We start from the raw sequence: 22,682 nt of genomic DNA on the forward strand, positions 1-22,682 counted from the left end.
GGTGCCGCCCTACTCCAACCTGAGAACACCGAAGGTGCCACGACACCATGAACACCCGCATTGAGCACGATCTCCTGGGCGATCTGGCGGTGCCCGCCGATGCCTGGTACGGCATCCAGACCCAGCGCGCGCTGGACAACTTCGCCATCACCGGCGTGCCGATCAGCCACTTCCCGCCGTTCATAAAGGCGCTGGCGATGGTCAAGAAAGCGGCGGCCCTGGCCAACCGCGACCTGGGTAGCCTGGCCCCGCACAAGGCCGACGCCATCACCGCCGCCTGCGACGACATCATCGCGGGCCACCTGCACGACCAGTTCGTGGTGGACCTGATCCAGGGCGGTGCCGGCACCTCCACCAACATGAACGCCAACGAGGTCATCGCCAACCTGGCGCTGGAGAAGCTGGGCCATCCCAAGGGCGCCTACCAGCACCTGCACCCCAACGATGACGTCAACCGCTCCCAATCCACCAACGACGCCTACCCCACGGCCGTCTGCCTGGCGGTGCAATTCTCTGCCGAGCCGCTGGAAACCGCGATCCTCAACCTGAAAGCGTCGCTGGAAGCCAAAGGCCGGGAGTTTGCCCACATCGTCAAGATGGGCCGGACCCAGTTGCAGGACGCCGTGCCCATGACCCTGGGCCAGGAGTTCGAGGCGTTTGCGGTCAATCTGGGCGAGGACATCGACCGCCTGCACGAAGCCAGCCGGCTGCTGTGCGAAGTGAACCTGGGCGGCACCGCCATCGGCACAGGCATCAACACCCACCCCCGCTACCAGGCGCTGGCGGTAAACTACCTGGCCGAGATCAGCGGCAAGCCCATCGTGTCCGCCAGCAACCTGGTGGAAGCGTCGTCGGACATGGGGGCCTTCGTGCTCTTCTCCGGCATTCTCAAACGCTTCGCGGTGAAACTGGGCAAGATGTGCAACGACCTGCGCCTGCTCTCCAGCGGACCGCGCACCGGCCTGGGCGAGATCCTGCTGCCGCCGCGCCAGCCCGGCTCCTCGATCATGCCCGGCAAGGTGAACCCGGTGATTCCGGAGGCGGTGAACCAGACCGCCTACCAGGTGATTGCCAGCGACTTGGCAGTGACCCTCGCGGCCGAAGCCGGCCAGCTCCAGCTCAACGCCATGGAGCCGATGATCGTCTACAACCTGCTCAACGCCATGAAGATGCTGGGGGCCGCCTGCTCCATGCTGGAAGAGCGCTGCATCCGCGACATCCGCGCCAACGTCGAGCAATGCGCCCGGCATGTGGATAACAGCATCGGCATCGTTACCGCGCTGGTGCCGCACATCGGCTACGCCAACGCCACCCGGATCGCGTCACAGGCCCTGCACACGGGCTCGACGGTGCGCGAGCTGGTGCTGGGCGAAGGCCTGCTGGCACCGGAAACCCTGGACCGGCTGCTCAGCCCGCAGGCGATGCTGGCGCCAGCCGCGGTGGACGCATGACGGCCCGGGTGTTGGTGGTCTACACCGGCGGCACCCTGGGCATGGTGCCGTCGGATCAGGGGTACGTTCCGGCGGCCGGATTGGAGGCGCGCATCCGCAAGCAACTCGCGGATGCCGCCGCGATACTGCCGAGCTACGATCTGCTCGAGCTGGACCGACTGATCGACAGCGCCAACCTGCTGCCGGCGGACTGGCAGCGGATCGGGCAGGTACTGCAGCAGCACTGGTCCGATTACGACGGCTTCGTGGTCCTGCACGGCACGGACACCATGGCCTACACCGCGTCGGCGCTGTCGTACCAATTGCGCGGATGCAACAAACCGGTGATCCTCACCGGCGCCCAGATCCCGCTGGGTCAGCCACGCAATGATGCCGTCGACAACCTGACCCATGCGCTGCTTTTGGCCGCTGACGCCCGTATCAGCGAAGTCTGCCTCTGTTTTCGGGGCAGGCTGTTGCGCGGCAACCGGGCCCGCAAGGTGAACAGCACCGCCTTCGCGGCCTTCGATTCGCCCAATGCGCTGCCGCTGGGACACATTGGCATTGACGTGGCGCTGTATGGGGACCGGCTGATGGCACCCGGCACTCCGGATTTTGCCTTCCCCGACAGCCAGCCGGACGCCGTCGCGCTGCTCACGCTTTATCCCGGTATTCCCGCACGGCTGGTGGACGCCGCCCTGGACCCGGACCAGACCCGGGGCCTGATTCTCCAGAGTTACGGGGTCGGCAACCCGCCCAATGCCGATGTGACGTTGATGGATGCGCTGGGCGCGGCGATCGATCAGGGGGTGACCGTGGTCAACGTCAGCCAGTGCCACCAGGGTCCGGTCAACCAGGGGGCGTATGCAACCGGCGCGGAACTGAACAGCCTGGGTGTCTTACCGGGCCTTGACCTGACGCCGGAAGCCGCATTCACCAAGCTGCATTTCCTGCTCGGCCTGGACTGCCCCGTGGACATCATCCGCGAGCTCATGGTGCGGCCGCTGGCGGAGGACTGCACACCGGCATAAGCGCCGTCGATCATCGTGTATCGTACGCGCCACCCTTTTTTGAGACGATGTTTGCCCGTAAACGTACTATGATTAGACAGCATTCTCTGCGAATCAGGGTATGTTCCCGGGGGGTGGTGTGTGACATCAGCGCATCCTGCGATCCTCGCCCTGGCAATGGCCATGGTCTCCGGTTGGCTTTGGTTTGAGCGATCCGCCCAGGCCCAGGAGGCCTTACCGCACGAGCTCACCTTTGCCGCCATTCCTGACAACCCGCTGAACCAGGTCGGCTTTCCCCTGATCCGCGATGTCTATGCCGAACTGGGCATCCGCATCCAGGTGCGTGAAGTACCTCCGGCGCGGGCCCGGGCCATGCTCCGGGACCAACAGATCGACGGTGTCATCGCGCGCCCTGCCGGGCTCAATCGTCAAATCCCTAATGCCGTGCCTATTGAGGTTCCCCTGACCCAACTGCAGCTGGTGGCTTTCGCCCGAAACGATGGGGTCACCGGGCTGCGACAGGGCGGCCATTATCGTCTGGGTCTGCTACGCGGTGTGACGTCCGGCCTCGATGCGCTGCCGGTCGAGCCGATCCTCACCAATACCACCGAACAGTTAATGGAGCTGCTGGCGCGCAATCGCATTGATGTCGCCGTGGATTCAGACCTGGTGGGCGCGTATTTCATCCAAAGAAACGGATTGAAAGACCTTCGCATCGTCAGCGCCCCGCTGAAGATAATGCCGGTCTACCATTACCTCGAAAGCCGCCACCGGGCACTGGTTCCTCGGGTCCGGAAGGTACTGGAGCGCCTGTCGCAGAACGGTGAGCTGGCGGCCCGGCACGCCGCCTTCGCCCAACAGCTGAAACTGGAAGACATCACCCTCCCCGTCGCGGAACAGTTGACGCCGGCCGACCTGAAAATCGAGCGGCATGTGTGGATGGGCCCTCTGCCCACACTGGGCCGCCGCCCGGCGTTGACCCCGTAGACGCGACTCCGTCGATCGGCGACGATTTGGCGAGCGAAGCACCTGCAGTCAGCCGCAGGCATGAGTCAGGCGATGACCAGGACAAGACCCGGCCGCTCAAATATCGTACGCTTGCACCCCATAATCAGAACCCTCTGCAGAGGGCCTTACCGTTAGCCAACTTGCAGGACTCTTCATGCCCGTATTCGAACGCATCAACCGACTGTTTCCCGTCTGGGCGATCCTTTTCGCCGCCGTCGCCGCTTGGCAGCCCACCTGGTTCACCGATTTTGCCTTCCTTATCAAGCTGCTGCTGGGCGTCATCATGTTTGCCATGGGGCTTACCCTGTCACGCCACGATTTCATGGGCGTGATCCGGGCCCCGTTGCCGGTCGGTGTGGGCGTGGTGCTGCAGTTTACCGTGATGCCGCTGGCCGCCCTGTTCGTGTCCTGGTTCCTGCAGCTGTCGCCGGAACTGACCATCGGTATGGTGCTGGTCGGCGCGACCGCCGGGGGCACGGCCTCCAACGTCATCACCTGGCTGGCCAACGGCCACGTGGCGCTGTCGGTCTCCATGACGCTGACCAGCACGCTCATCTCGGTTGCCGCCACACCGCTGCTGACCGCGCTGCTGGTGGGTCAGACCGTGGACGTACCGGTCGCCGGCATGTTCCTGAGCATCGCCCAGTTGGTGATCGGGCCGATTGCGGCGGGCGTGATCATCCACCATTTCCTGGGACGCCAGATCAAGCAGGTGGAGCCGGCCCTGGCGACGCTCGCGATGGCCGCCATCGTTTTCATCATTGCCATTGTGGTCGCACTCAATGCCGGCAAGCTGTCCACGCTGGGCCCCCTGGTGATTGTGGCAGTGGTGCTGCATAACATGATCGGCCTGGCCGGTGGCTATGCGGCCGGTCGCGCTTTGGGTTTCAGCAAGCGGGTGGCACGCACCATGGCCATCGAGGTGGGCATGCAGAACTCGGGACTGGCGGTGGCACTGGCCAACCAGTTCTTCACGGCGACGGCGGCCCTGCCGGGCGCCCTGTTCTCCATCTGGCACAACGTGTCCGGGTCGTTGCTGGCCGGCTACTGGAAACGCCGGCCGGCTGAAGACGACGGTCGGTCCATGCAAGCCGATACCTCCGCCTGAGGCAATGCCATGACCTCGCGATTGCCACGGTGGGTGGAATACGGCGCGTTCGTACTGGCCCTGACAGCCGGCAGCATCAATGCCATCGGGCTACTCGGGGTCTCCCACCAGGCACTGTCCCATCTGTCCGGTACGGCCACATCGGTCGGCACCTCTTTGGCCGCACTCGACCTGTCGGGTGCCCTGCTCCTGGTGGGTATTCTGGGGAGCTTCCTGCTGGGGGCGGCGCTGTCGGGATTCATGCTCTCCGGGCAGTCCCTGGAGCTGGGGCGCCACTACGATTCGCTGCTGGTGATTGAGGGCGTTCTGCTGCTGGCAGCAATCTACCTGCTCGAAAACGGGCACTTCCTGGGGGCCTGCCTCGCCTCCGCCGCCTGCGGCACCCAGAACGCCCTGGTCACCACCTACAGCGGTGCCATTGTACGCACCACCCATGTCACCGGTATTTTCACGGATCTGGGCCTGATGCTGGGCGGCGCCCTGCGCGGCGAGAGCTTTGACCGGCGCAAGGCGATCCTTTTCCTGTTGATCATTTCCGGCTTCGTATTGGGTGGCGCCGTGGGCGCGAGCCTGTTTGCCGCGCTGCACTTTATGGCCCTCGCCGCACCGGCGATCACGTGCCTGGTACTGGCCCTCAGCTATCGCATCTACACCATGCGCGCTCGCCCCCAGGCCAGCGATCTCGGCGACTGAAATCAGTTCAAACCGGTCGCCACCACGCCACGCGGCGTTCTCGGCACCATGGAGTACAGCGCCGAGAAGATGATCAGGCAGCCGCCGACCCAGCCGGACAGGGCAACCTGCTCGCCCAGCCACCAGACCGCAAACAACGCCCCGAAAGCAGGCTCGGTTCCCATCAGCAGCGAGACCCGGGTGGGCGCGATATTACGGGCACCGAAGTTCTGCGCGAAGAAGGCAAAGACGGTGCAGAACAGCACCAGGTACACCACGATCAACCAGAAACTCACATCCATCGGCAGTTGAACGAGGGCGGCCGGGTCCGACAGGGCCAATACCGCCAGCGCGCCCACCCCGACCACGCCGGACTGGATACCGGTCAGGCTGAGGGTGGAAATCCGCTTACCGGTGGTGACCTTGCGGGTCACGGTTACCATCAGCGCCCGCAGGACCGCCGCGCACAGGATCAGCAAGTCGCCGATATTCAGCGTGACGTCACTGCCGGTGGTCAGTAACCCGACACCGACAAACGACACACCGGCCAGCACGACATTCTCGAACGAGGGGCGCTGGTGCAGGACCAACCACTCGGTAAACGGGGTGAACAGCACGCACAGGCTGATCAGGAAGGCGGCGTTGGCGGCGGTGGTGTGCAGTACCCCGAACGTTTCGCAGATAAAGACCGATAGCAGGATCAGCCCCGTCGGCAGGCCGACCCGCCAGTCCCGGGCGCCACCGCCGCGATACTCCCGCACCAGCACCGGCAACAGCGTAAAGAACGTGGCGAGAAACCGGATGGCGATAAAGCCCATCACCGGATAGAAAACCAGGGCCTGTTTTGACAGACCATAGCTGGTGCCCCAGAAGGCAGCGACCAGCAACAGCAGGCACTCGGCCACCGGAAAACCGTGTCGTGTGTGTGTCATGGTTGAATCCTTTCCTGTGCTAAAGGAGCGCTTCCATACGCTCGAAGGCGATCACCAGGACGTCCCGGTAGGCCGGGCCCTGGTCATCCAGGGGATGAATCTCCGAGACCTCATGCAGGGTGGTTTCGTCGTCGGACAACAGCAGATCCATCGGTTCGGCGAGGGTGACTGACGACAGGGTGCCCCCCTCGGTATCGGTGACGCGCGTCTCGCCACCGGTCAGGTTGTGCCGGTTCACCAGCATCGAGGCGATGTAGGTCACACCATCCCGGTGCAAACCCTCCGGCGTTGGCCGGCCCGGCGCTTCCGTCGCCGCCAGGATCCGGTAGGGATGCAGGCGGATACGCCAGTTGGAGGCGTATCCGTCGGCAGCGGCGTAGATTTTGGCCATGGTCCGCAACAGACGTTGCAGCACCGGGCTGGCCACGAATACGTCCTCCAGCGGATCGAAGTAACGCTGGATCCCACCGTTCAGCGGGTTCACCGACAGGGGCTGGGAATAAGGCTGGTGCGGCAGCAGCCTTAGCGAGTCCCGGTCCGCCCGGTATTCGAAGCGGCCATAGCGTCGGTATCGGTATCGCCCGTGATCGGCCATATAGTTATCCCGGGTAAGCCGGTTCCAGCAATGGGCAAAAGCCCGCCACTCGGCGTCCGAAGTTCCGGGCGCCAGGTCCAGCAGGCCGGCCAGGGTCTGGCCGGGCACAAACGCAAAGTCCTGGATGATCAGGTCGGCTGCGGCCGCCTCCGCTGCCGGCACCAGGTTCTGGCGGGGCAGCGGTACTTCCTGCGCGCTCATGTCAGGCTCCCATGGCAAGACGGGTGGCCAGAGGCAGCACGTCCTCTTCCGGCTCCAGGTCGGCCAGTGAGCGGGCGCTGGCTGTCGCGGCGGTCTGCGCCTCCCACTCGTCGCGGTTGCGCAAATAGCGTGGGCAGACGCCCTGGATGGCTTCCAGGCAGAGCGTGCCGGCGGACAGGTCGTAGGTGACCTTGCCGGACACGTCCTGGGACGCACGCAACAGGAACTCGTCGATCGACGCCCGCAAGGTGCCGTACCAGCGCCCTTCCACGGCTTCCCGGACCCACAGTTGCTCCAGCGCCTGTTTTTCCCGCAGCAGTTCGTAATCCTGCACTGCGGTTTCCAGGTGGCGGTAGGCGTCCATCAGCGCCAGAGCCGCCGGCGCCTCGCGCACTTCCAGCACCTTCTCGCCGCCGGCCAGGTGCTCCAGTCCGGCAAAACGGCCGATGCCGTAGGCGCCCACCACGTTATTGAGGTGCTTGATCAGCGGCAGCGGTTCCATGGCACCATCGTTGACGGCCACCGGTTCGCCGGCACGGAACGTAATGGAGAGTTTGTGGCCGGTCGATTCCGACTGGCGAGTGGCATCGACCCGGGTCCAGGCGTAGAGGTTTTCCGGCACGCTGAAGCCCTCGGGGTTATCCAGCACGCCGGACTCGAACTCCCGGCACCAGAGGTTGCTGTCACCGCTGACGATGCGCTGCTCGAACGACATCAGTCCGGCCGACTTGAGCGCGCGAATCTTGTCGCTGCGGCTGATGGAGGTGTACTCGTAGGGTGAACCGTAGAAACCATTGAACCCGAGCTGCTCGATGGCGCCGTTGAGCCGCCGCAGGCTATTCTGCGATTGGGTCGCGGTGTGGAAAATGGCACCGCATCCCAACGACTCGGCAATATCCACCGCGGCCCGTGCTATAAAGGGACGTGACAGCGAGGAGCTGATTGGAAAGGTACTGAGGTAGCGGGCCTGGGCTCGAATCGCCGGCAGGGCCGCTTCCCGTGTGAACAGTTGCTTGAGATCAACAATGCGCAGCCGCGCACCGAACTTCGCGGCGACATGGTGCAATGTCGCAATATCCGGATCGTCGCCCAGGTCCACCGCGACAGCGGTGACAGCCACGTTCCGGTCGTTGAGTAATTTCAGGAGGTAAGTGCTGTCCAGGCCACCACTGAAAAGGGCCACCACGTGGTCAACCCGTTCACACACAAAATCCAGATCCGTCACACTGCGCAGCTTTTTCATCGTCACGCCTTCCCGTTTGAATTTCATGGTGTTATTGGAGGGGAGAACCGCAGGAAGCCAGGGGAGGTTTCCTGATAGGTCCACTGTTATGCTAACTAACTGACCCGAATCGGATTAGCCCGGGTTACGGAAAAGGAGTTGTGCACAGTGAGTGCAAATCGCGTGATGTCGATCATGCAGGACGTGGCCGTGTTCGTGACGGTGGTGGAAACCGGATCGTTCACGTCAGCAGCCCAGAAGCTGGGTTCCACGCCGTCTGCGGTCAGTCGCCAGGTCTCCCGGCTGGAGGACGCCCTCAAGGTGCGCCTGCTGGAACGGTCCACCCGAAGCCTGCGCCTTAATGCCACCGGGGAAAAAGTCTTCGCCCACTGCAAGTCAGTGCTGGACTCCGCCCAGGATGTCCTGGATATCGCCGACGAGGCCCATGGGGAACCCCATGGCCGGCTCAAGATCGGCGTGCCCAAGGCTTACTGCGCGCAGGTGCTGCGCCATGCCGTCCCGCCCTTCCTGAACCGCTACCCGGACGTGGAAGTTCAGTTGGTGGTGACGGACCGCACCCTCGATCCCCATTACGACGACATCGATGCGGTGGTCACCATTACCGACACGCCCATCGAGGGCCTGGTGGCGGCGCGGCTGGGCGTGGTCAAAGCGGTGCTCTGCGCCTCACCGACCTACATCGCCCAGCACGGCAAGCCAAGACACCCCAGCGAGCTGGTCAACTTCGATTGCCTGTCCCTGGGCGAGACGGTCACCGACAACATCTGGACATTCCGCCGCGGCGACGAAACCGTCACCGTGGAGACCAACGGCCGCTACATCGTCAACCACACGGAAATCCGCATGGACGCCGTGTGCAACCATTTCGGCATCGGCATCTTTCCCGATTTCACGGTCAACACCCAGTTGCGCAAGGGTACGGTGGTGACAGTCCTCGACGACTGGGCCATCGAGGGCCGCTATCAGGGGCGCGTCAACATCCAGTACCCCCGCTCTCGCCATATCTCACCGAAATTGCGGGCTTTCGTGGATTTTGCCAGCAGTTTCCTGGAGGGCGATTTCAAACGTTCGGGCCACGGCTACGGCGGCTGAGAGCGCCCACCTCCCCTTCACACAGGTCATCCCAACGGCCAACAGACGTCGGGTGTCCGGTAGGATAGGGTGGCGCAGACAACAACAATCCACCCAGCAACGGATGGCCCCATGAGCGAGACCCCGAATTTCCGCGACCCCGCGTTCCTGACCGATCACATCCGCAGCATCCTGGCGTTCTACGAAGGACGCTGCAAAGACCCCGACGGCGGTTTTTTCCAGTATTTCCGCAACGACGGCACGGTCTACAACGCGCACCATCGCCACCTGGTCAGCTCGACGCGGTTCGTCTTCAACTACGCCAAAGCCGGCCACTTCTTCCAGCGGCCGGACTACCTGGAGCTGGCCCGCCATGGGCTGACCTATCTCGAACAGGCGCATTGGGAGCCGGCGCAACGGGGCTATGCCTGGACCCTGGACCATCATCGGCCGGAAGACAGCACCCGTCACTGTTATGGCATGGCGTTCGTCCTGCTGGCCTACGCCACGGCTTTCGAAAGCGGCATCGGCGAAGCCCGCAGGGGCATCGGGCAGGCCTTCGATCTGATGGAAGAGCACTTCTGGCTACCGGACGCCGGACTCTATGCCGACGAAGCCAATGCCGACTGGTCGGTGCTGTCGCCCTATCGCGGCCAGAACGCCAACATGCACACCTGCGAAGCGCTGCTGGCCGCGTTCGAAGCCACCGGTGAAACCCGCTACCTGGACCGGGCCCATACGCTTGCCCGCAACATCTGCGAACGTCAGGCCGCCCAGGGCGATGGCCTGATCTGGGAGCACTACGACGCCGACTGGCAGATCGACTGGGACTACAACCGCGACGACCCTCGCCACCTGTTCCGCCCGTGGGGCTTTCAGCCCGGCCACCAGACGGAATGGACCAAGCTGCTGCTGATCCTGCACCGCCACCGCCCCGAAGCCTGGATGATCGACCGCGCCCGGGACCTGTTCGACCGGGCCCTGGCCACCGCCTGGGACGACGTGCACGGCGGCATCGTTTACGGCTTTGCGCCGGACGGCTCAATCTGCGACGACGACAAGTATTTCTGGGTGCAGGCGGAAACCTTTGCCGCCGCGGCGCTGCTGGCCGAAGCCACCGGCGAGTCACAGTACTGGGACTGGTACGACCGCATCTGGCGCTATGTCTGGTCGCATTTCGTCGATCATGAATACGGCGCCTGGTACCGCATCCTGACCCGGGACAACCGCCAGTACTCCGACGAAAAGAGCCCGGCCGGCAAGACGGACTACCACACCATGGGCGCCTGCTACGAGGTGATCCGGACGCTCAAGCGGCGCTGACCAGCCGCACTCAGGCACACCGGGGGCTCACCTGCTACGCTTAAAGGCAGGAAGGGCCACCCCGGAGATGCCATGGCGTTACCCTCGACAGGCGCACAACACTACACCCTCCTCCTGCTCCCCGGCCTCCTCAGCGAGATCGAGCGACTGGGCCTTCGCAAGGTGATTGCCCGGTCCAGCCTCACCGCCGCCGACATCAGCGGCCTGTACTTCGAAGCGAAAACCATCACCCGATTGCTGCCGGACGATCTCGATGCGATCGATGCCGACCTGTGGCCGGACCTGGTGGAATGCGCCCGCATCCTCGCCATGCTGGTGCGGGAAGTGACCCGGGAGGATCTGGCCCGGACCAAGCGCCAGGCCATCAACCAGTTCCTGCCCCGGGCCCGGCATCAGGTGCGGGATGAAGTCCGCCGCCAGCTCGGCGAAGGCAATGTGGATTTCCGCCTCGCCGGCATGACGCGCCCGCCGACCGGTGACGCGCAGGCAGAAGAAACCTGCATCGAAGCCATTCGTCTGGAACGACAGCGCCGTTACCAGACCATGATGGGCCTGGATACCGAGTTTCTGGGCAGCCACCAGGCCGCGATCGTGGAAGAAGCCCGAGCCTATGTGAGCAGGCAGATGGATGACCCTCCCGAAGACTTTGGGGCGCTGGACCTGCTGATTCATCTTGGCGATGTGCTCCGGGTGCTGCTGAAGGCGGAACAGGAAGGCGTCACCGACGAGGGAACCGCCCCACCCGGCCATATCTCCATCGGCAACGTCGTCATGGGCATCGGCAACCTGCTTTACGCCGATGAACTGGGGCTGCGCGGGGCACGCGTACCGCGGGAAGCGACGCAGGAGGCGTGCGTCTAGGCCGACGTTGAAGACCGGATTCGACAGTGATTGACTTGGCCGCCAAAGGGATTACCTTAAATTTTGCGGTCAAGCGTGATCGCGTCCCGTGTCGGAGGCCATTATGGTCGCGCGCACTGTTCTCCCATCCCCATGTTTTCGCTGTTCCAGAATCCTCCTGGCTCTTACGGTCTGGCTATTGTCGGCCGTGAACGCCGTTGTCGCCGCCGATGACGACACCGAGCTGATTCGTCACGGCCGTTACCTCACCCAGATCGCCGGCTGCAACGACTGCCATACCCCGGGTTATGCCATGTCCGGCGGTCAGGTCCCGGACAGCAACTGGCTGACCGGCGACAGCCTCGGCTGGCGCGGCCCCTGGGGCACGACTTACCCCAGCAACCTGCGGCTGACCATGCAGTCCCTGACGGAGGACCAGTGGCTCAGCCTGGCCCGCAATACGCAGTACCGACCGCCCATGCCCTGGTTCGCCCTGCGGGATATGTCGGACCAGGACCTGCGGGCCATCTACCACTTCATCCGCCAACAGGGCCCCGCCGGGCAGCCGGCCCCGGCCTATGTCCCGCCGGACCAGGAACCCCAGGGACCTTACGTTCAGTTTCCGGCACCGCCGCAATAGCGGATGCCGGCCGGTGCCGGACGTCGTTTCGGCACCGGGCTCCTCTTTCCCCTCGCCGATGGTCCGGGGCATTAAACTTCGTTAACGCGCCGGACGGGCTGGAACGACCCGTAAAACATGACAGCCCCAAGTCAGCGCCGGCCTACCCGGTAACCGACCGTCGTCGCCGCTGATCCGACACTCACAAACGCTCACACCCCGCCTTTATTTTCAGCCGCCTGCATGCGCGCGCCATCAGCAACCCCCAAGCCTGGCGCACCGCCCTCCAGGATCAAAACACGACAGGTTTGCCCATCAGGACCGGCCCTGGTTCCGACACGCCCGGAACGTCACATTACAAATCGGGCGGGAGGCGGTCGCGCCGTTGTTTTGACTTCTAGGCTCAGAATGAGAAGTCACGGTGCGGTCCCTGACATCCCACGCGCGCAGGGATTCAGGAGGGCAAGGTTCCATGGGCCGGAGGAAACGATCTCCGGTGCGCGCCCGCACGACAAGCAGGAGGCAACGCCATGCGCTGCACCGCTTCAATCGCAATCCTTTGTCTGACGCTGCTGCCGATGCTGGCATCGGCCGAACCCACCAAGGGAGACCGCCTCTTTACCCTGGCCGGCTCCGGGTCCAGCGATACCGATTTCGACAACAACACGGCCAGCGTGAGCTTCGATCTCGGTAAGTTCTACAGCACCTCGACCGCCTTTGGGCTGCGCCAGAGCATCGGCTTCGCGGACACCAACGACAACTCCAGCTGGAGCGGCGCCAGCCGGTTCTTCGGGGATTACCATTTCAACGCCGGCGACTGGCGGCCTTTCGTGGGCGCCAACCTGGGCGGCATCTACGGCGACGATGTGGATGAGACGTTTTTCGCCGGACCGGAACTGGGCGTGAAGTACTACGTGCTGCCCAGGACCTACATCACCGTGCAGACGGAGTACCAGATCTTCTTCGACAACGCCGACGAAGCGGAGAGCAACTTCGATGACGGTGCCTGGGCCTACAGCGCCGGCATTGGCTTCAACTTCTGATTCTATCCCACGCACCACACAGGGTCCCGATCCGGGACCCTCGTATCGTCCGGGTTCTTGATCCCGCTCAGTGCGGCGCCGCCGGACCGGCGTCTATACTCATCAGCAAGTCACGGAATGCGCACTGCTTTTTCTCTCCCTGCTGAAGGACACTGATGCCATCATGGCTGCACTGAAACTGCTCCTGATCACGTGCCTCGGCCTGACCCTGGTCAGTGGATGCGATCGTGCCGCCAAGCCCCTGCTGGGAACGGTCGAATGGGACCGTATTGTGGTTCTGGCGGAAGCGTCCGAGCCCATTACCGAGATGGCCGTCACCGAGGGGCAAGCGGTTTCCAAAGGCGCCCTGATCCTGCGCCAGGATGCCCGCCGGCTGCAGGCCCAACTGGACGAGGCCCGGGCCACGCTGCAGCAGCAGGCGGCCCGCCTGGAGGAGCTGCGCCACGGCGCCCGACCGGAAACCATCGAAGCCGCCCGGGCCGACCTGGCCGGTGCCATCAGCCAGGCGCGCAACGCCGAGCAGGCCCTTCAACGCACGCAAACGCTCTATCAACGCGGCACCGCTCCGAAAGCCCAGCTTGATGATCGGGAAAGCGCCCTGGACAGCGCCAATGCCGCCGTGGAATCCCGCCAGGCCCAGCTCAATGAACTGCTAAAAGGCACCCGGGCCGAGCAGCTGGACCAGGCCCAGGCGGCGGTGCAGAGTGCGGATGCGAAAGTGCGCCAACTGACCGTCAGCCGCGAACGACTGGATGTTCATGCGCCGCGGGGCGGACGGGTGGACAGCCTGCCCCACAAACTCGGCGATCAACCGCGAGTGGGTGATCCGCTGGTGACGTTGCTCAGTGGGGAGGCGCCTTACGTCCGCATTTTTGTCCCGGAAGCCCGCAGGACCGTCATCCAGGCGGGCGACCGTTTCCGAGTCAAAGTAGACGGCGTGGCCGAGGATTTCGACGCCGTGGTCCGCAGCATCCGCAGCGATCCGGCCTTCACGCCGTATTACGCGCTTAGCGGCGATGACGCCAGTCGCCTGGTCTACCGGGCCGAGCTGGTCCTGCAGGGCGAACGGGCACGATCTCTGCCGGCCGGCGTGCCCGCCCAGGCCTGGCCCGCGTCTACGGAGCCGGGCGATGGCGAATGAGCCGGCCGCCATCGTCACCCACGGGCTGACCCGCCGCTTTGGCGACCTCACGGCCGTCGATCATCTCGATCTCCAGATTCCCCGGAGCCGCGTCTACGGCTTCCTCGGCCCCAACGGCTGCGGCAAATCCACCACCATTCGCATGCTGTGCGGACTGCTGCTGCCCAGCGAGGGCGACATCCGGGTGCTGGATCTGGACATTCCCAGACAGGCGGAAACCCTCAAGCGCCGCATCGGCTACATGACCCAGAGTTTTTCCCTGTACCGGGACCTGAGCGTGACCGAGAACCTGCAGTTCGTCGCCCACCTGTTTGGCCTCGACCGCACCCGGACCCGCCAGCGCCTGGAGCAGCTGATCCAGACCTATCGCCTGGACGCCCTCACGACGCAGTTGGCCGGCACCCTCAGCGGTGGCCAGAAGCAGCGGCTGGCGCTGGCTGCCGCGGTGCTCAACGAACCGGAACTGCTGTTCCTGGACGAACCCACCAGTGCGGTCGATCCACAATCACGACGGGATTTCTGGGCCGAGCTGTTCAAACTGACCGAGGCGGGCACCACCCTGCTCGTGTCCACCCACTACATGGACGAGGCCGAGCGCTGTCATCAGTTGGCCATCCTGCAGGAGGGCAGGCTGATGCGGGAAGGCTCGCCGGACCAGCTCAAGGCGGATCTGGGCGCCCTGCCCCTGCTGGTGGAAACGGCCCGCCCCCACGCGGCCGAGCTCGCGCTGGCCAACCTGCCCGGTGTGCTGTCCAGCGCCCAGATTGGTGCCAGCCTGCGGGTACTGGTAGACAGCGAGAACACCCGGGAACCGGTCGCCGACCGCCTGCACTCCGAGGGGATCAAGGCGCGGGTGGCCCGCACCGATCCCAACCTGGAGGATGTATTCGTCGCCGCTACCCGGGGAGGCAACGGACCGTGAGCGGTTTCAGCCTGCGCCGCCTGCTCGCCGTGATCCGCAAGGAACTGCGTCAACTGCGCCGGGATCGGCTGACCTACGCCATGATCGTCGGCATTCCGCTGATGCAGCTGCTGCTGTTCGGCTACGCCATCAACATGGACGTCCGCCATTTGCCCGCTGCCGTGGTGGACCAGGCGGGATCCAGCGCCAGCCGCGAGTTGGCCGAGCAGCTGCTGCAGTCCCGGGTGTTCGAATTCAATGAGGTTCTGACCGCCCCGGCAGCGGCCGATCGTCTGTTGCAGCAAGGCACCGTCAAGGCGGCCGTGATCATTCCTCCGGATCTGGAGGAGCGGCTGTCAGACCCGGATCGCAAGGTGTTCCAGCTGGTGGTGGACGGCTCGGACCAGGTGGTCCAGCAGGCCGCCCGCCAGATCGGCCAGTTCCCGGTGCGAAGCCTGATGCGGGGCGACGCGTCAGCGACCGCCGACAGCGTCTCGGCGGTGGAAATCGTGAGCTATTACAATCCCCAGCGAGAGGCGCCGCTGAACACGGTACCGGGGCTGATCGGCGTGATCCTGACCATGACCATGGTGATGTTTACGGCGATCGCGTTGGTGCGGGAGCGGGAACAGGGCAACCTGGAATTCCTGATCACCACGCCGTTGTCGTCGGCAGAGCTGACCATCGGCAAGGTGCTGCCCTTCATCGGCATCGGGCTGGTGCAGACGACGCTGGTGCTGATCCTCGGCGCCCTGGTGTTCCAGGTGCCGGTGCGCGGCAGTCTGCTCGCCCTCTACACTGCGGCGCTGGTCTTTATCATCGCCAGCCTGGCCCTGGGTATTTTCATTTCGACACTGGTCACCACCCAGTTCCAGGCCATGCAGGCGGCGATCTTCACCTTCCTGCCGCAGATGCTGCTGTCCGGTTTCATCTTTCCGTTCGAAGGCATGCCCGCACCGGCGCAGTGGCTGGCCGAGGTGCTGCCGCTGACTCATTTTATCCGCCTGGTGCGGGGCATCATGCTGCGGGGCGCCGGTCTCGTCGACCTGTGGCCGGAACTGCTGGCGCTGGTGGTGTTCGCGTCGGTGGCGATGTGGATCGCCACCTTGCGGGTGCATAAACGGTTGGACTGAGCGCCGGTTACAGCCCCAGGTCCTGCTTGACGGCGGGCAGCCCCGGCTGGCCATCAACGGTGGTCACACCGTCAAGCCAGGCGGACAGCACCTCCGGGTGTGCTTTCAGGTAGGTGCGTGCGGCCTCGTCGGCCTCCTCGCCATCGTTGAGGATGCGGCCCATGATCTGGCTTTCCATATCCAGTTTGAACTGCAGGTTATCCAGCAGCGTGCCCACATTGCTGCAGTCGTCGCTGTAGCCGTTCCGGGTCAGCGTGTAAATGGTGGCGCCACCGTAGTTGGGCCCGAAGTAATCGTCGCCGCCAGACAGATAGGTCAGGTCGTGCTGCAGGTTCATCGGATGCGGTTCCCAGGCGAGGAACACCACAAACTGGTCTCGCCGTTCGGCACGGCTGACCTGGCTGAGCATGCCCTGCTCGCTGGACTCCACCAGTTTCCAGTCGCCCAGGCCGAAGTCGTCGTTGTCGATCATCTTCTGGATCAGGTTATTGGCCGGCGCGCCCGGTTCGATGCCGTAAATCTTGTGGTCGAACTGTTCGGCGTGCTTGTCGAGATCGGCAAAGCTCGTCACGCCCGCCTTCTCCTTGACGTCATCCGGCACGGCCAGGGTGAACTTGGCGCCCTTCAGGTTGGCCCGCAGGCGTTCGTAACCGCCCTCATACTGGTCGGCGAACTTCTGCTGGGCCGGCATCCAGTTGCCCAGGAACACATCGATATCGTCGTTCTGAAGTGATTTGAAGCCGATCGGCACGGACAGCAGATCGATGCTGGTGTCGTAGCCGAGCCCCTTCAGTACGGTCGTGGTCAGGGCGTTGGTGACGTTGATGTCGGTCCAACCGGGATCGCTGAAGCGGACCGTCTGGCATTGTTCCGGAACGGCCGCCTGAGCCGAGATAGCCAGCGTGCAGGTACCCGCCAACAGCAAGGGTTTCAGCGCTCGCATTCGATGCTGCATGGTCGATTCTCTCCTTTGTGCTTCGTTATTTATTCGGTCTAAAGCAGGAAGGCGCATCCGGCGCCAGCGTCTGTCCTGATCCATCAGGCTGGCCAGCCGAATCAGCCTGTAACTCCGCACGGCTCGGGGGATAGGCGGCCGGCAGCACCTGTTGTGTGGGTCGATCAACGTGTAACGGCTGGATAATGCCCCATCCGTCAACGCGCTATCGATCCGATTCGTTGTTATCAGGGTCATAAGTGGCATTTACTTGAAGCCATTCATGGTGCGCGCGGCTGGGCAACCTGTAAACCAAGGTCTGGCTAATGCCTGACATCACCCCAGCTAATACCAAGCATCGAATCACCCCCTGCTATCCGCTGGCCGGCAATCACTCATAACGTCGCTCGACCGACCGGGGCATCGGCTGGATGCGGCCGCATTCGCGGCCTTTCCGGGGAGCCGCCCCCGAAGTCGATTTGATGTTATCCCGATCAACCGTCAGCCAGCGATGATCCAGGCAACGCCGGGCTGGGTGACAGAGTAAAGTTTGTCGACTATTGGTCGATAAGTACCCAACGAATACCGCCAGCAGGACGGCGGTGCCTTATCGATCAGGAGCCCGACTCGATGTCCGTCAAGAAGAAGTTTTTCCTTGCCATCACCCTGCTGATTTCCGTCGTCGTAATCGCAGGCGCCATTTTCACCATCGTTTCCCGCGACAACGAACTGACCCACACGGCGGAAAGCCAGTCCACCGACGCACGACAGCGGGTCATACGACTGCTCTCGGTTACCGATTCCATCATGATGGAGCGGGTCAAGAGCAGCATGAACGTGCTGATCAAGCGCGGCAAAGCCATCGGCATACCGGGACGCGGCGACGACACCCGCGTGGGCGACCGCACCGTGCCGGATCTGCAGCTGGGCGGCGAGCCCATGGCCAACCACTATGAGCTGGTCGACGCCCTGACCGACGACATGGGCGGCACCGCCACACTGTTCGTCTACGACGGCAGCGACTACGTGCGCGTCTCCACCAATGTGAAAAAAGACGGCGGCCAGCGGGCCACCGGCACCATTCTCAATCCGGAGGGCGCCGCTTTCCGCGCCATCCAGTCCGGCAAGGCGTTCTATGGCCAGGTGGATATCCTGGGCAAACCCTACCTCACCGGCTATGCCCCGATGCGCGATGGATCCGGCCAGGTGGTGGGCATCTGGTATGTCGGCTACTCGGCGGATATGTCACTGCTTGAGGACGCCATCGCCGGCTCGCGGGTTCTGGACCGGGGTTTCGTAGCGCTGGTGGACGACAAGGGCCGTATCCGGATGCATTCGGACAACCAGACCGACGATGTGGTTAAGGCCGCCCTCGCTGGCGACAACGGCGAATGGGTGAAATCGGAAACGCCCTTCGATCCCTGGGGCTACAAGGTGGTGTCGGCCTATTCCAGCGACGAACTGACCGATACGATCACCGCCGACTCTCTCGGCACTGCCCTGGTCATCGTGATTGTGGGCGCCCTGCTGATTCTCGCCATCCACCTGTTGGTGTCTGCCGTCATCACGCGCCCGCTGAACCGGATGATCGGTGCGGTCAACGACATTGCCGAGGGCGAGGGCGACCTGACCATCCGCTTCAATGCCACCAGCCGGGACGAGTTCGGTCAGATGGCCAATGGCTTCGACAAACTTCTGGCCCGGGTGCAGGACACCATCCGCGGCGTCAGCGCGTCGTCCCGTGAAGTACTGAACGCGTCCCAGGGATTGGTGAAGGTGGCAGAGGATTCCAGTGCGTCCATTGCCCGTCAGACCGGCGATACCGAGCACGTGGCCTCGTCCATGCACGAAATGTCGCTGACGGCACAGAACGTGGCGGAAAGCGCGTCCATCGCCGAGGAAGCCGCCAAGGGCGCCGATAACGACGCCCAATCCGGCCACGCGCTGGTGCAGGAAACCATCCGCATCATCGAGCAGCAGACCCGGACCATCGCCGAGTGTGCCGAATCGGTCACGGAGCTGGACGAGCACAGCGAGGCCATCAGCAGCGTACTGGATGTGATTCACTCCATCGCCGAGCAGACCAATCTGCTGGCGCTGAACGCCGCGATTGAAGCCGCCCGGGCCGGTGAGCACGGCCGGGGCTTTGCGGTGGTGTCCGATGAAGTGCGTATGCTGGCCACCCGCACGCAGAATTCGATCGACGACATCCGCGAGCAGATCGAGCGCCTGCAATCCGGTGCCAAGGGCGCGTCCCAGAAGATGGATGCCACCCGGGAGCTGGCGGGCAACCTGTCCGCCAAGGCGCAGGAATCCGGCGACGCCATCAATCAAGTGCGCGAGGCGGTAGCCCGCATCTCCGAGCGCAACACCGATATTGCCAGTGCCGCCGAGGAGCAGAGCCAGGTGGCCGAGGAGATCAACAACACCCTGGAACGCATCCACAACAATGCCCAGGAAACCTCCTCCCAGGCGGATCAGACCCGCGCGGCCAGTCAGGAGCTGATTGCCCTGGCGGAGCGGTTACAGAAGGAATTGGCGCACTACAAGGTGTGAGGTGCAAGCCCGTCACCCTGAGGTTCCAAGCCTGCCAGCTCGTGCAGGCCGTGAATGGACACCCTTGTCTACGCTGACATTAGACGGCCATCCATGGCCGGCTAGTGCGACCGGGACATCCCTGTCCCTCCTCCGACAAGGGCATCCATTCACGGCCGGTAAGAATCGGCGTTAACGCCAACGAAAGATCCTATGGGGCTGGGACTGTCCTACTGCAAGAACGGATAGTCCACACCGCCATCTTCCAGAATCCAATCAATTACCCGCGCCGTCGCCAGCGTATCCGCCCAGGGAATGCGGGCGTTCTGCAGTCGACCGGCACGAATGTCGGCCATGGCCGCCTCGATCTGATATTCGAAGCCGTTGATCCGGCGAGGCCGGTCCGCGACGTCCGGCTCGGCGTCGTGACGCGTCAGGGTGGCGCGATCCGAGCCCCAGAAGGGCCCGTCGATCACGATGTGGCCGGCGTTGCCCTCGATGCGCATGGTGTTGTCGCGTCGGGCGATAAAGCTGCTGGTGAAGGCGCTGACGGCATGGCCGTAATCCAGCAGTGCCGCAGTGCGAATATCCACACCGGTTTCCCCTTTCAACACCGACGCCTGCACCCGGTCCGGCCCGCGCCCGAACAGGAAGTTGGACAGGGAGATCGCATAAATGCCCATATCCAGCGTCACACCGCCGGCCTGGTTGATGTCCCAATGCCGTCCATTGGATTTGAACGGCAGCCGGAAGCAGAAGTCGGAGTGGACGGAATGAATCTCACCGACGGCACCTTGCCTGACCCAATCGCGGACCTGATCCCAGACAGGCAGGAAGCGTGACCAAACCGCCTCCATCAGAAACACGCCCCGGTCTTCGGCCAGTTCGAACAGGGACTCCGCGCCGGCCGTCGTGACGGTCAGCGGCTTTTCACAAAGCACCGGCTTGCCCGCTTCCAGGCAGCGCCGCACGCAGTCGGCGTGAAAGCGGTGCGGGTTGGCGATGTAGACACCATCAATATCGGGCTCGTCGATCAGGCTGTCGTAGTCAGGGCAGACGCGGACCGAATGGTCTTCTGTCGAATAGGCTCGGGCAAACTCGGCTCCCCGTACCGGATCCCGGCTGGCGACAGCCGTCAGCACGGCGTCGTCGATGCCCGCAAGGGCTTCAGCGAAGGTGTGGGCGATACGGCCGGGCGCGATGATGCCCCAGCGGAAACGGTCGGTCGTGGACATGACGCTCCCCGGGATAAGAACCAATGAATCGAAGCATTCCAGCTTGATTCATGTTTCCGGAAGCGACAAGTCACGTCCCGATCCAGGTCAAATGCCGGCGTACCAGGCGTAGCCCCGGTCCTCCCAGAAGCCGCCCTTGCCACGGCCAATGTGATCGAAACGGTCGACCACCTCGATGGCCATCACGTACTTGGCCATCTTGTAGCCCAACTGTCGTTCCACCCGAAGCCGTAGCGGTGCACCATTGGCGATCGGCAGCGGTTCGCCGTTAAGCTCGTACGCCAACAGCGTTTGTGGATGATGGGCGTCTTCCATGTCGATGCTTTCGTAATAGGGGCTGTCGCTGCGACCGTAGCGGTCTGCGCAATGGAACACCAGGTAGCGCGCTTCCGGCTGGGGACGCGCCTGTTCCACCAGGGCGCTGAGCCGGGCGCCGGTCCACTGGCCGATGGCACTCCAGCCTTCCACGCAATCGTGTCGGGTGATCTGCGTGCGTGACGGCAACGCGCGGATGGCCGCCAGATCCAGCGTCATGGGGTTCTCCACCATACCACCGACTTTGAGCCGGTAATCGCGGAAGCCGTTGGCGGCCAGCGCACGGTATTCCGCCCCCTCTGGATCGGTCGTGCCGTTGGCGCGGAAGCGGGGCGAGATATCCGCCGGGGTGAACTCCCGGGCCATCGCTTTGCGCGGCGTGATGGCGTGCTGGACCGCATCGCTGAGTTTTTCGCTCTGGGCCAGGGTGTCGCGGAACCAGGGTTTCTCCGACAGATAGTCGCAGCCGGTCAGGGTAGCCATACCGCCACCGGCCAGCAGGGTCTTGAGGAATCGGCGGCGCGTGTTATCCGTCATGGCGGTTCTCCCGGTTTGAGGCCACTCCGGTGGCGTGGTCGTGGTAGCGGAAATAGCCGGTGATCATCGAGCGCAGCTGGTTGACCGGGCCACTGACGATCACTTCGAACAGATGAATGGCGACGAACAGCACAAAGCCGCTGGCCGCCAGGAAATGGATACTGCGCGCGGACTGACGCCCGCCGAAGAATTCAAGCACCGGTTCCAGCACCGTATCCATCCGCGGCGACATGCACAGGCCGGTCAGCACGATCAGTCCACCGAGGCCGAAGATCACGGTCAGGTAAGCCAGCTTCTGCAGGATGTTGTAGCGGGTCGCCGCTTCACCGGTCGGGTGGCGCAATCGCAAGTGGTCGATCACCGACTGGCCGAAGCCACGCCAGTCTTCGACGGTGGGCACCAGACGCTTCAGGTGGCCGGCGAACAGCGCCCAGATCAGGAACAGGCTGGCGTTGATCACCAGGATCCAGGCGAAGAAAAAATGCCAACTGCGCCCCATCGCCAGCCAGCGGGAGCCGGGGATGGTCAGCCAGGCCGGAAAGGCCCGGCCTTCCAGTTCACCGTCCGCCCCTGGCGACGCGCCCAACACGCCGGTGGTGTCCGCCTGCCAGTCGTAGACACGCGTCCAGCCGGAATAACCATCGTCCCGGGACCAGTGGTAATCAATTGACAGCCAGGGCGACTCAAAATCCGAAGCGCTGCCCCAGTAGAGATGCGGGTGGGCGTTGAAGATCTGCAGGCCGCTCAACAGCAGGATGAGCAGGCACAGCGCATTGACCCAGTGCCCGATGCGGACAGGCAACGGGTGGCGGTAGACGGTTTTCAGGCGGGTTCGGGCCATGACGGTGTGCTCCGT

At 63.8% G+C, this 22,682-nt stretch carries 21 protein-coding genes; 14 read left to right on the forward strand and 7 right to left on the reverse strand.

Features of this window, described 5'->3' with window-relative positions:
• The first annotated feature begins 47 nt into the window (after positions 1-47).
• The 5 genes from JL474_RS15745 to JL474_RS15765 all read left to right on the forward strand — a co-directional run bounded on the left by JL474_RS15745 (position 48) and on the right by JL474_RS15765 (position 5,249).
• Complete coding sequence (locus JL474_RS15745; protein WP_123634023.1) at positions 48-1,451, forward strand: aspartate ammonia-lyase; 1,404 nt, start codon at positions 48-50, stop codon at positions 1,449-1,451.
• The gene (locus tag JL474_RS15750) at positions 1,448-2,461 is read left to right on the forward strand and encodes an asparaginase (RefSeq protein ID WP_203142830.1); all 1,014 of its coding nucleotides are present in this window, start codon (positions 1,448-1,450) and stop codon (positions 2,459-2,461) included. Before JL474_RS15745 ends, JL474_RS15750 begins: the two co-directional genes overlap by 4 nt.
• Before the next feature lie 120 nt (positions 2,462-2,581).
• Positions 2,582-3,427 (forward strand): substrate-binding periplasmic protein, encoded by an 846-nt coding sequence (locus tag JL474_RS15755; protein WP_203142831.1) that lies wholly within the window; start codon positions 2,582-2,584, stop codon positions 3,425-3,427.
• Positions 3,428-3,602: 175 nt separating this feature from the next.
• Positions 3,603-4,556 (forward strand): bile acid:sodium symporter family protein, encoded by a 954-nt coding sequence (locus tag JL474_RS15760; RefSeq protein ID WP_203142832.1) that lies wholly within the window; start codon positions 3,603-3,605, stop codon positions 4,554-4,556.
• Between the two features lie 9 nt (positions 4,557-4,565).
• Positions 4,566-5,249: a YoaK family protein gene (locus JL474_RS15765; RefSeq protein ID WP_203142833.1), complete on the forward strand. Its 684-nt coding sequence runs from the start codon at positions 4,566-4,568 to the stop codon at positions 5,247-5,249.
• Between the two features lie 2 nt (positions 5,250-5,251).
• On the opposite strand, the gene JL474_RS15770 is transcribed toward JL474_RS15765, so the two are convergent.
• Genes JL474_RS15770 through JL474_RS15780 form a run of 3 tightly spaced genes read right to left on the reverse strand, consistent with a single transcriptional unit; the run spans position 5,252 to position 8,199 of the window.
• On the reverse strand, positions 5,252-6,160 hold the full coding sequence (locus tag JL474_RS15770) for a DMT family transporter (protein ID WP_203142834.1): 909 nt from the start codon (positions 6,158-6,160) through the stop codon (positions 5,252-5,254).
• A 19-nt stretch (positions 6,161-6,179) separates the two neighbouring features.
• On the reverse strand, positions 6,180-6,956 hold the full coding sequence (locus tag JL474_RS15775) for a 2OG-Fe dioxygenase family protein (protein ID WP_123634029.1): 777 nt from the start codon (positions 6,954-6,956) through the stop codon (positions 6,180-6,182).
• A gap of 1 nt (position 6,957) precedes the next feature.
• Positions 6,958-8,199 carry an argininosuccinate synthase-related protein gene (locus JL474_RS15780; protein ID WP_123634030.1) on the reverse strand — a complete coding sequence of 414 codons (1,242 nt, stop codon included), beginning with the start codon at positions 8,197-8,199 and terminating at the stop codon, positions 6,958-6,960.
• Positions 8,200-8,346: 147 nt separating this feature from the next.
• Between JL474_RS15780 and JL474_RS15785 the strand changes: the two genes are divergently transcribed.
• The 8 genes from JL474_RS15785 to JL474_RS15820 all read left to right on the forward strand — a co-directional run bounded on the left by JL474_RS15785 (position 8,347) and on the right by JL474_RS15820 (position 16,270).
• The gene (locus tag JL474_RS15785; protein WP_123634031.1) at positions 8,347-9,291 is read left to right on the forward strand and encodes a LysR family transcriptional regulator; all 945 of its coding nucleotides are present in this window, start codon (positions 8,347-8,349) and stop codon (positions 9,289-9,291) included.
• 111 nt (positions 9,292-9,402) lie between these two features.
• Positions 9,403-10,593 carry an AGE family epimerase/isomerase gene (locus tag JL474_RS15790; protein WP_203142835.1) on the forward strand — a complete coding sequence of 397 codons (1,191 nt, stop codon included), beginning with the start codon at positions 9,403-9,405 and terminating at the stop codon, positions 10,591-10,593.
• 72 nt (positions 10,594-10,665) lie between these two features.
• The gene (locus JL474_RS15795) at positions 10,666-11,454 is read left to right on the forward strand and encodes a hypothetical protein (protein ID WP_203142836.1); all 789 of its coding nucleotides are present in this window, start codon (positions 10,666-10,668) and stop codon (positions 11,452-11,454) included.
• Between the two features lie 187 nt (positions 11,455-11,641).
• Positions 11,642-12,073: a c-type cytochrome gene (locus JL474_RS15800; protein WP_203142837.1), complete on the forward strand. Its 432-nt coding sequence runs from the start codon at positions 11,642-11,644 to the stop codon at positions 12,071-12,073.
• A 509-nt stretch (positions 12,074-12,582) separates the two neighbouring features.
• Positions 12,583-13,095, forward strand: a complete 513-nt coding sequence (locus JL474_RS15805; RefSeq protein ID WP_203142838.1) for a hypothetical protein — start codon at positions 12,583-12,585, stop codon at positions 13,093-13,095.
• A gap of 163 nt (positions 13,096-13,258) precedes the next feature.
• Positions 13,259-14,236, forward strand: a complete 978-nt coding sequence (locus JL474_RS15810; RefSeq protein ID WP_203142839.1) for an HlyD family secretion protein — start codon at positions 13,259-13,261, stop codon at positions 14,234-14,236.
• A complete protein-coding gene (locus tag JL474_RS15815; protein ID WP_203142840.1) occupies positions 14,226-15,158 on the forward strand; it encodes an ABC transporter ATP-binding protein in 933 nt (310 codons plus the stop codon). The genes JL474_RS15810 and JL474_RS15815 overlap by 11 nt, the downstream gene beginning before the upstream one ends.
• Positions 15,155-16,270 carry an ABC transporter permease gene (locus JL474_RS15820; protein WP_328797834.1) on the forward strand — a complete coding sequence of 372 codons (1,116 nt, stop codon included), beginning with the start codon at positions 15,155-15,157 and terminating at the stop codon, positions 16,268-16,270. Before JL474_RS15815 ends, JL474_RS15820 begins: the two co-directional genes overlap by 4 nt.
• A gap of 7 nt (positions 16,271-16,277) precedes the next feature.
• On the opposite strand, the gene JL474_RS15825 is transcribed toward JL474_RS15820, so the two are convergent.
• Positions 16,278-17,213 carry a choline ABC transporter substrate-binding protein gene (locus tag JL474_RS15825; protein ID WP_407944066.1) on the reverse strand — a complete coding sequence of 312 codons (936 nt, stop codon included), beginning with the start codon at positions 17,211-17,213 and terminating at the stop codon, positions 16,278-16,280.
• A gap of 621 nt (positions 17,214-17,834) precedes the next feature.
• Here JL474_RS15825 and JL474_RS15830 point away from each other — a divergent pair.
• A complete protein-coding gene (locus JL474_RS15830; protein ID WP_203142842.1) occupies positions 17,835-19,760 on the forward strand; it encodes a methyl-accepting chemotaxis protein in 1,926 nt (641 codons plus the stop codon).
• Positions 19,761-19,969: 209 nt separating this feature from the next.
• Here the strand turns inward: JL474_RS15830 and JL474_RS15835 are convergent, their stop codons facing one another.
• From JL474_RS15835 to JL474_RS15845, 3 genes are all read right to left on the reverse strand, one after another.
• On the reverse strand, positions 19,970-20,974 hold the full coding sequence (locus JL474_RS15835; RefSeq protein ID WP_203142843.1) for a Gfo/Idh/MocA family protein: 1,005 nt from the start codon (positions 20,972-20,974) through the stop codon (positions 19,970-19,972).
• An 87-nt stretch (positions 20,975-21,061) separates the two neighbouring features.
• A complete protein-coding gene (locus tag JL474_RS15840; RefSeq protein WP_203142967.1) occupies positions 21,062-21,826 on the reverse strand; it encodes a molybdopterin-binding protein in 765 nt (254 codons plus the stop codon).
• Positions 21,816-22,667: a cytochrome b/b6 domain-containing protein gene (locus JL474_RS15845; protein ID WP_203142844.1), complete on the reverse strand. Its 852-nt coding sequence runs from the start codon at positions 22,665-22,667 to the stop codon at positions 21,816-21,818. The genes JL474_RS15840 and JL474_RS15845 overlap by 11 nt, the downstream gene beginning before the upstream one ends.
• Positions 22,668-22,682 lie beyond the last annotated feature (15 nt).

The sequence above is a fragment of the Marinobacter mangrovi genome (assembly GCF_016798325.1).
Lineage (GTDB): Bacteria > Pseudomonadota > Gammaproteobacteria > Pseudomonadales > Oleiphilaceae > Marinobacter_A > Marinobacter_A mangrovi.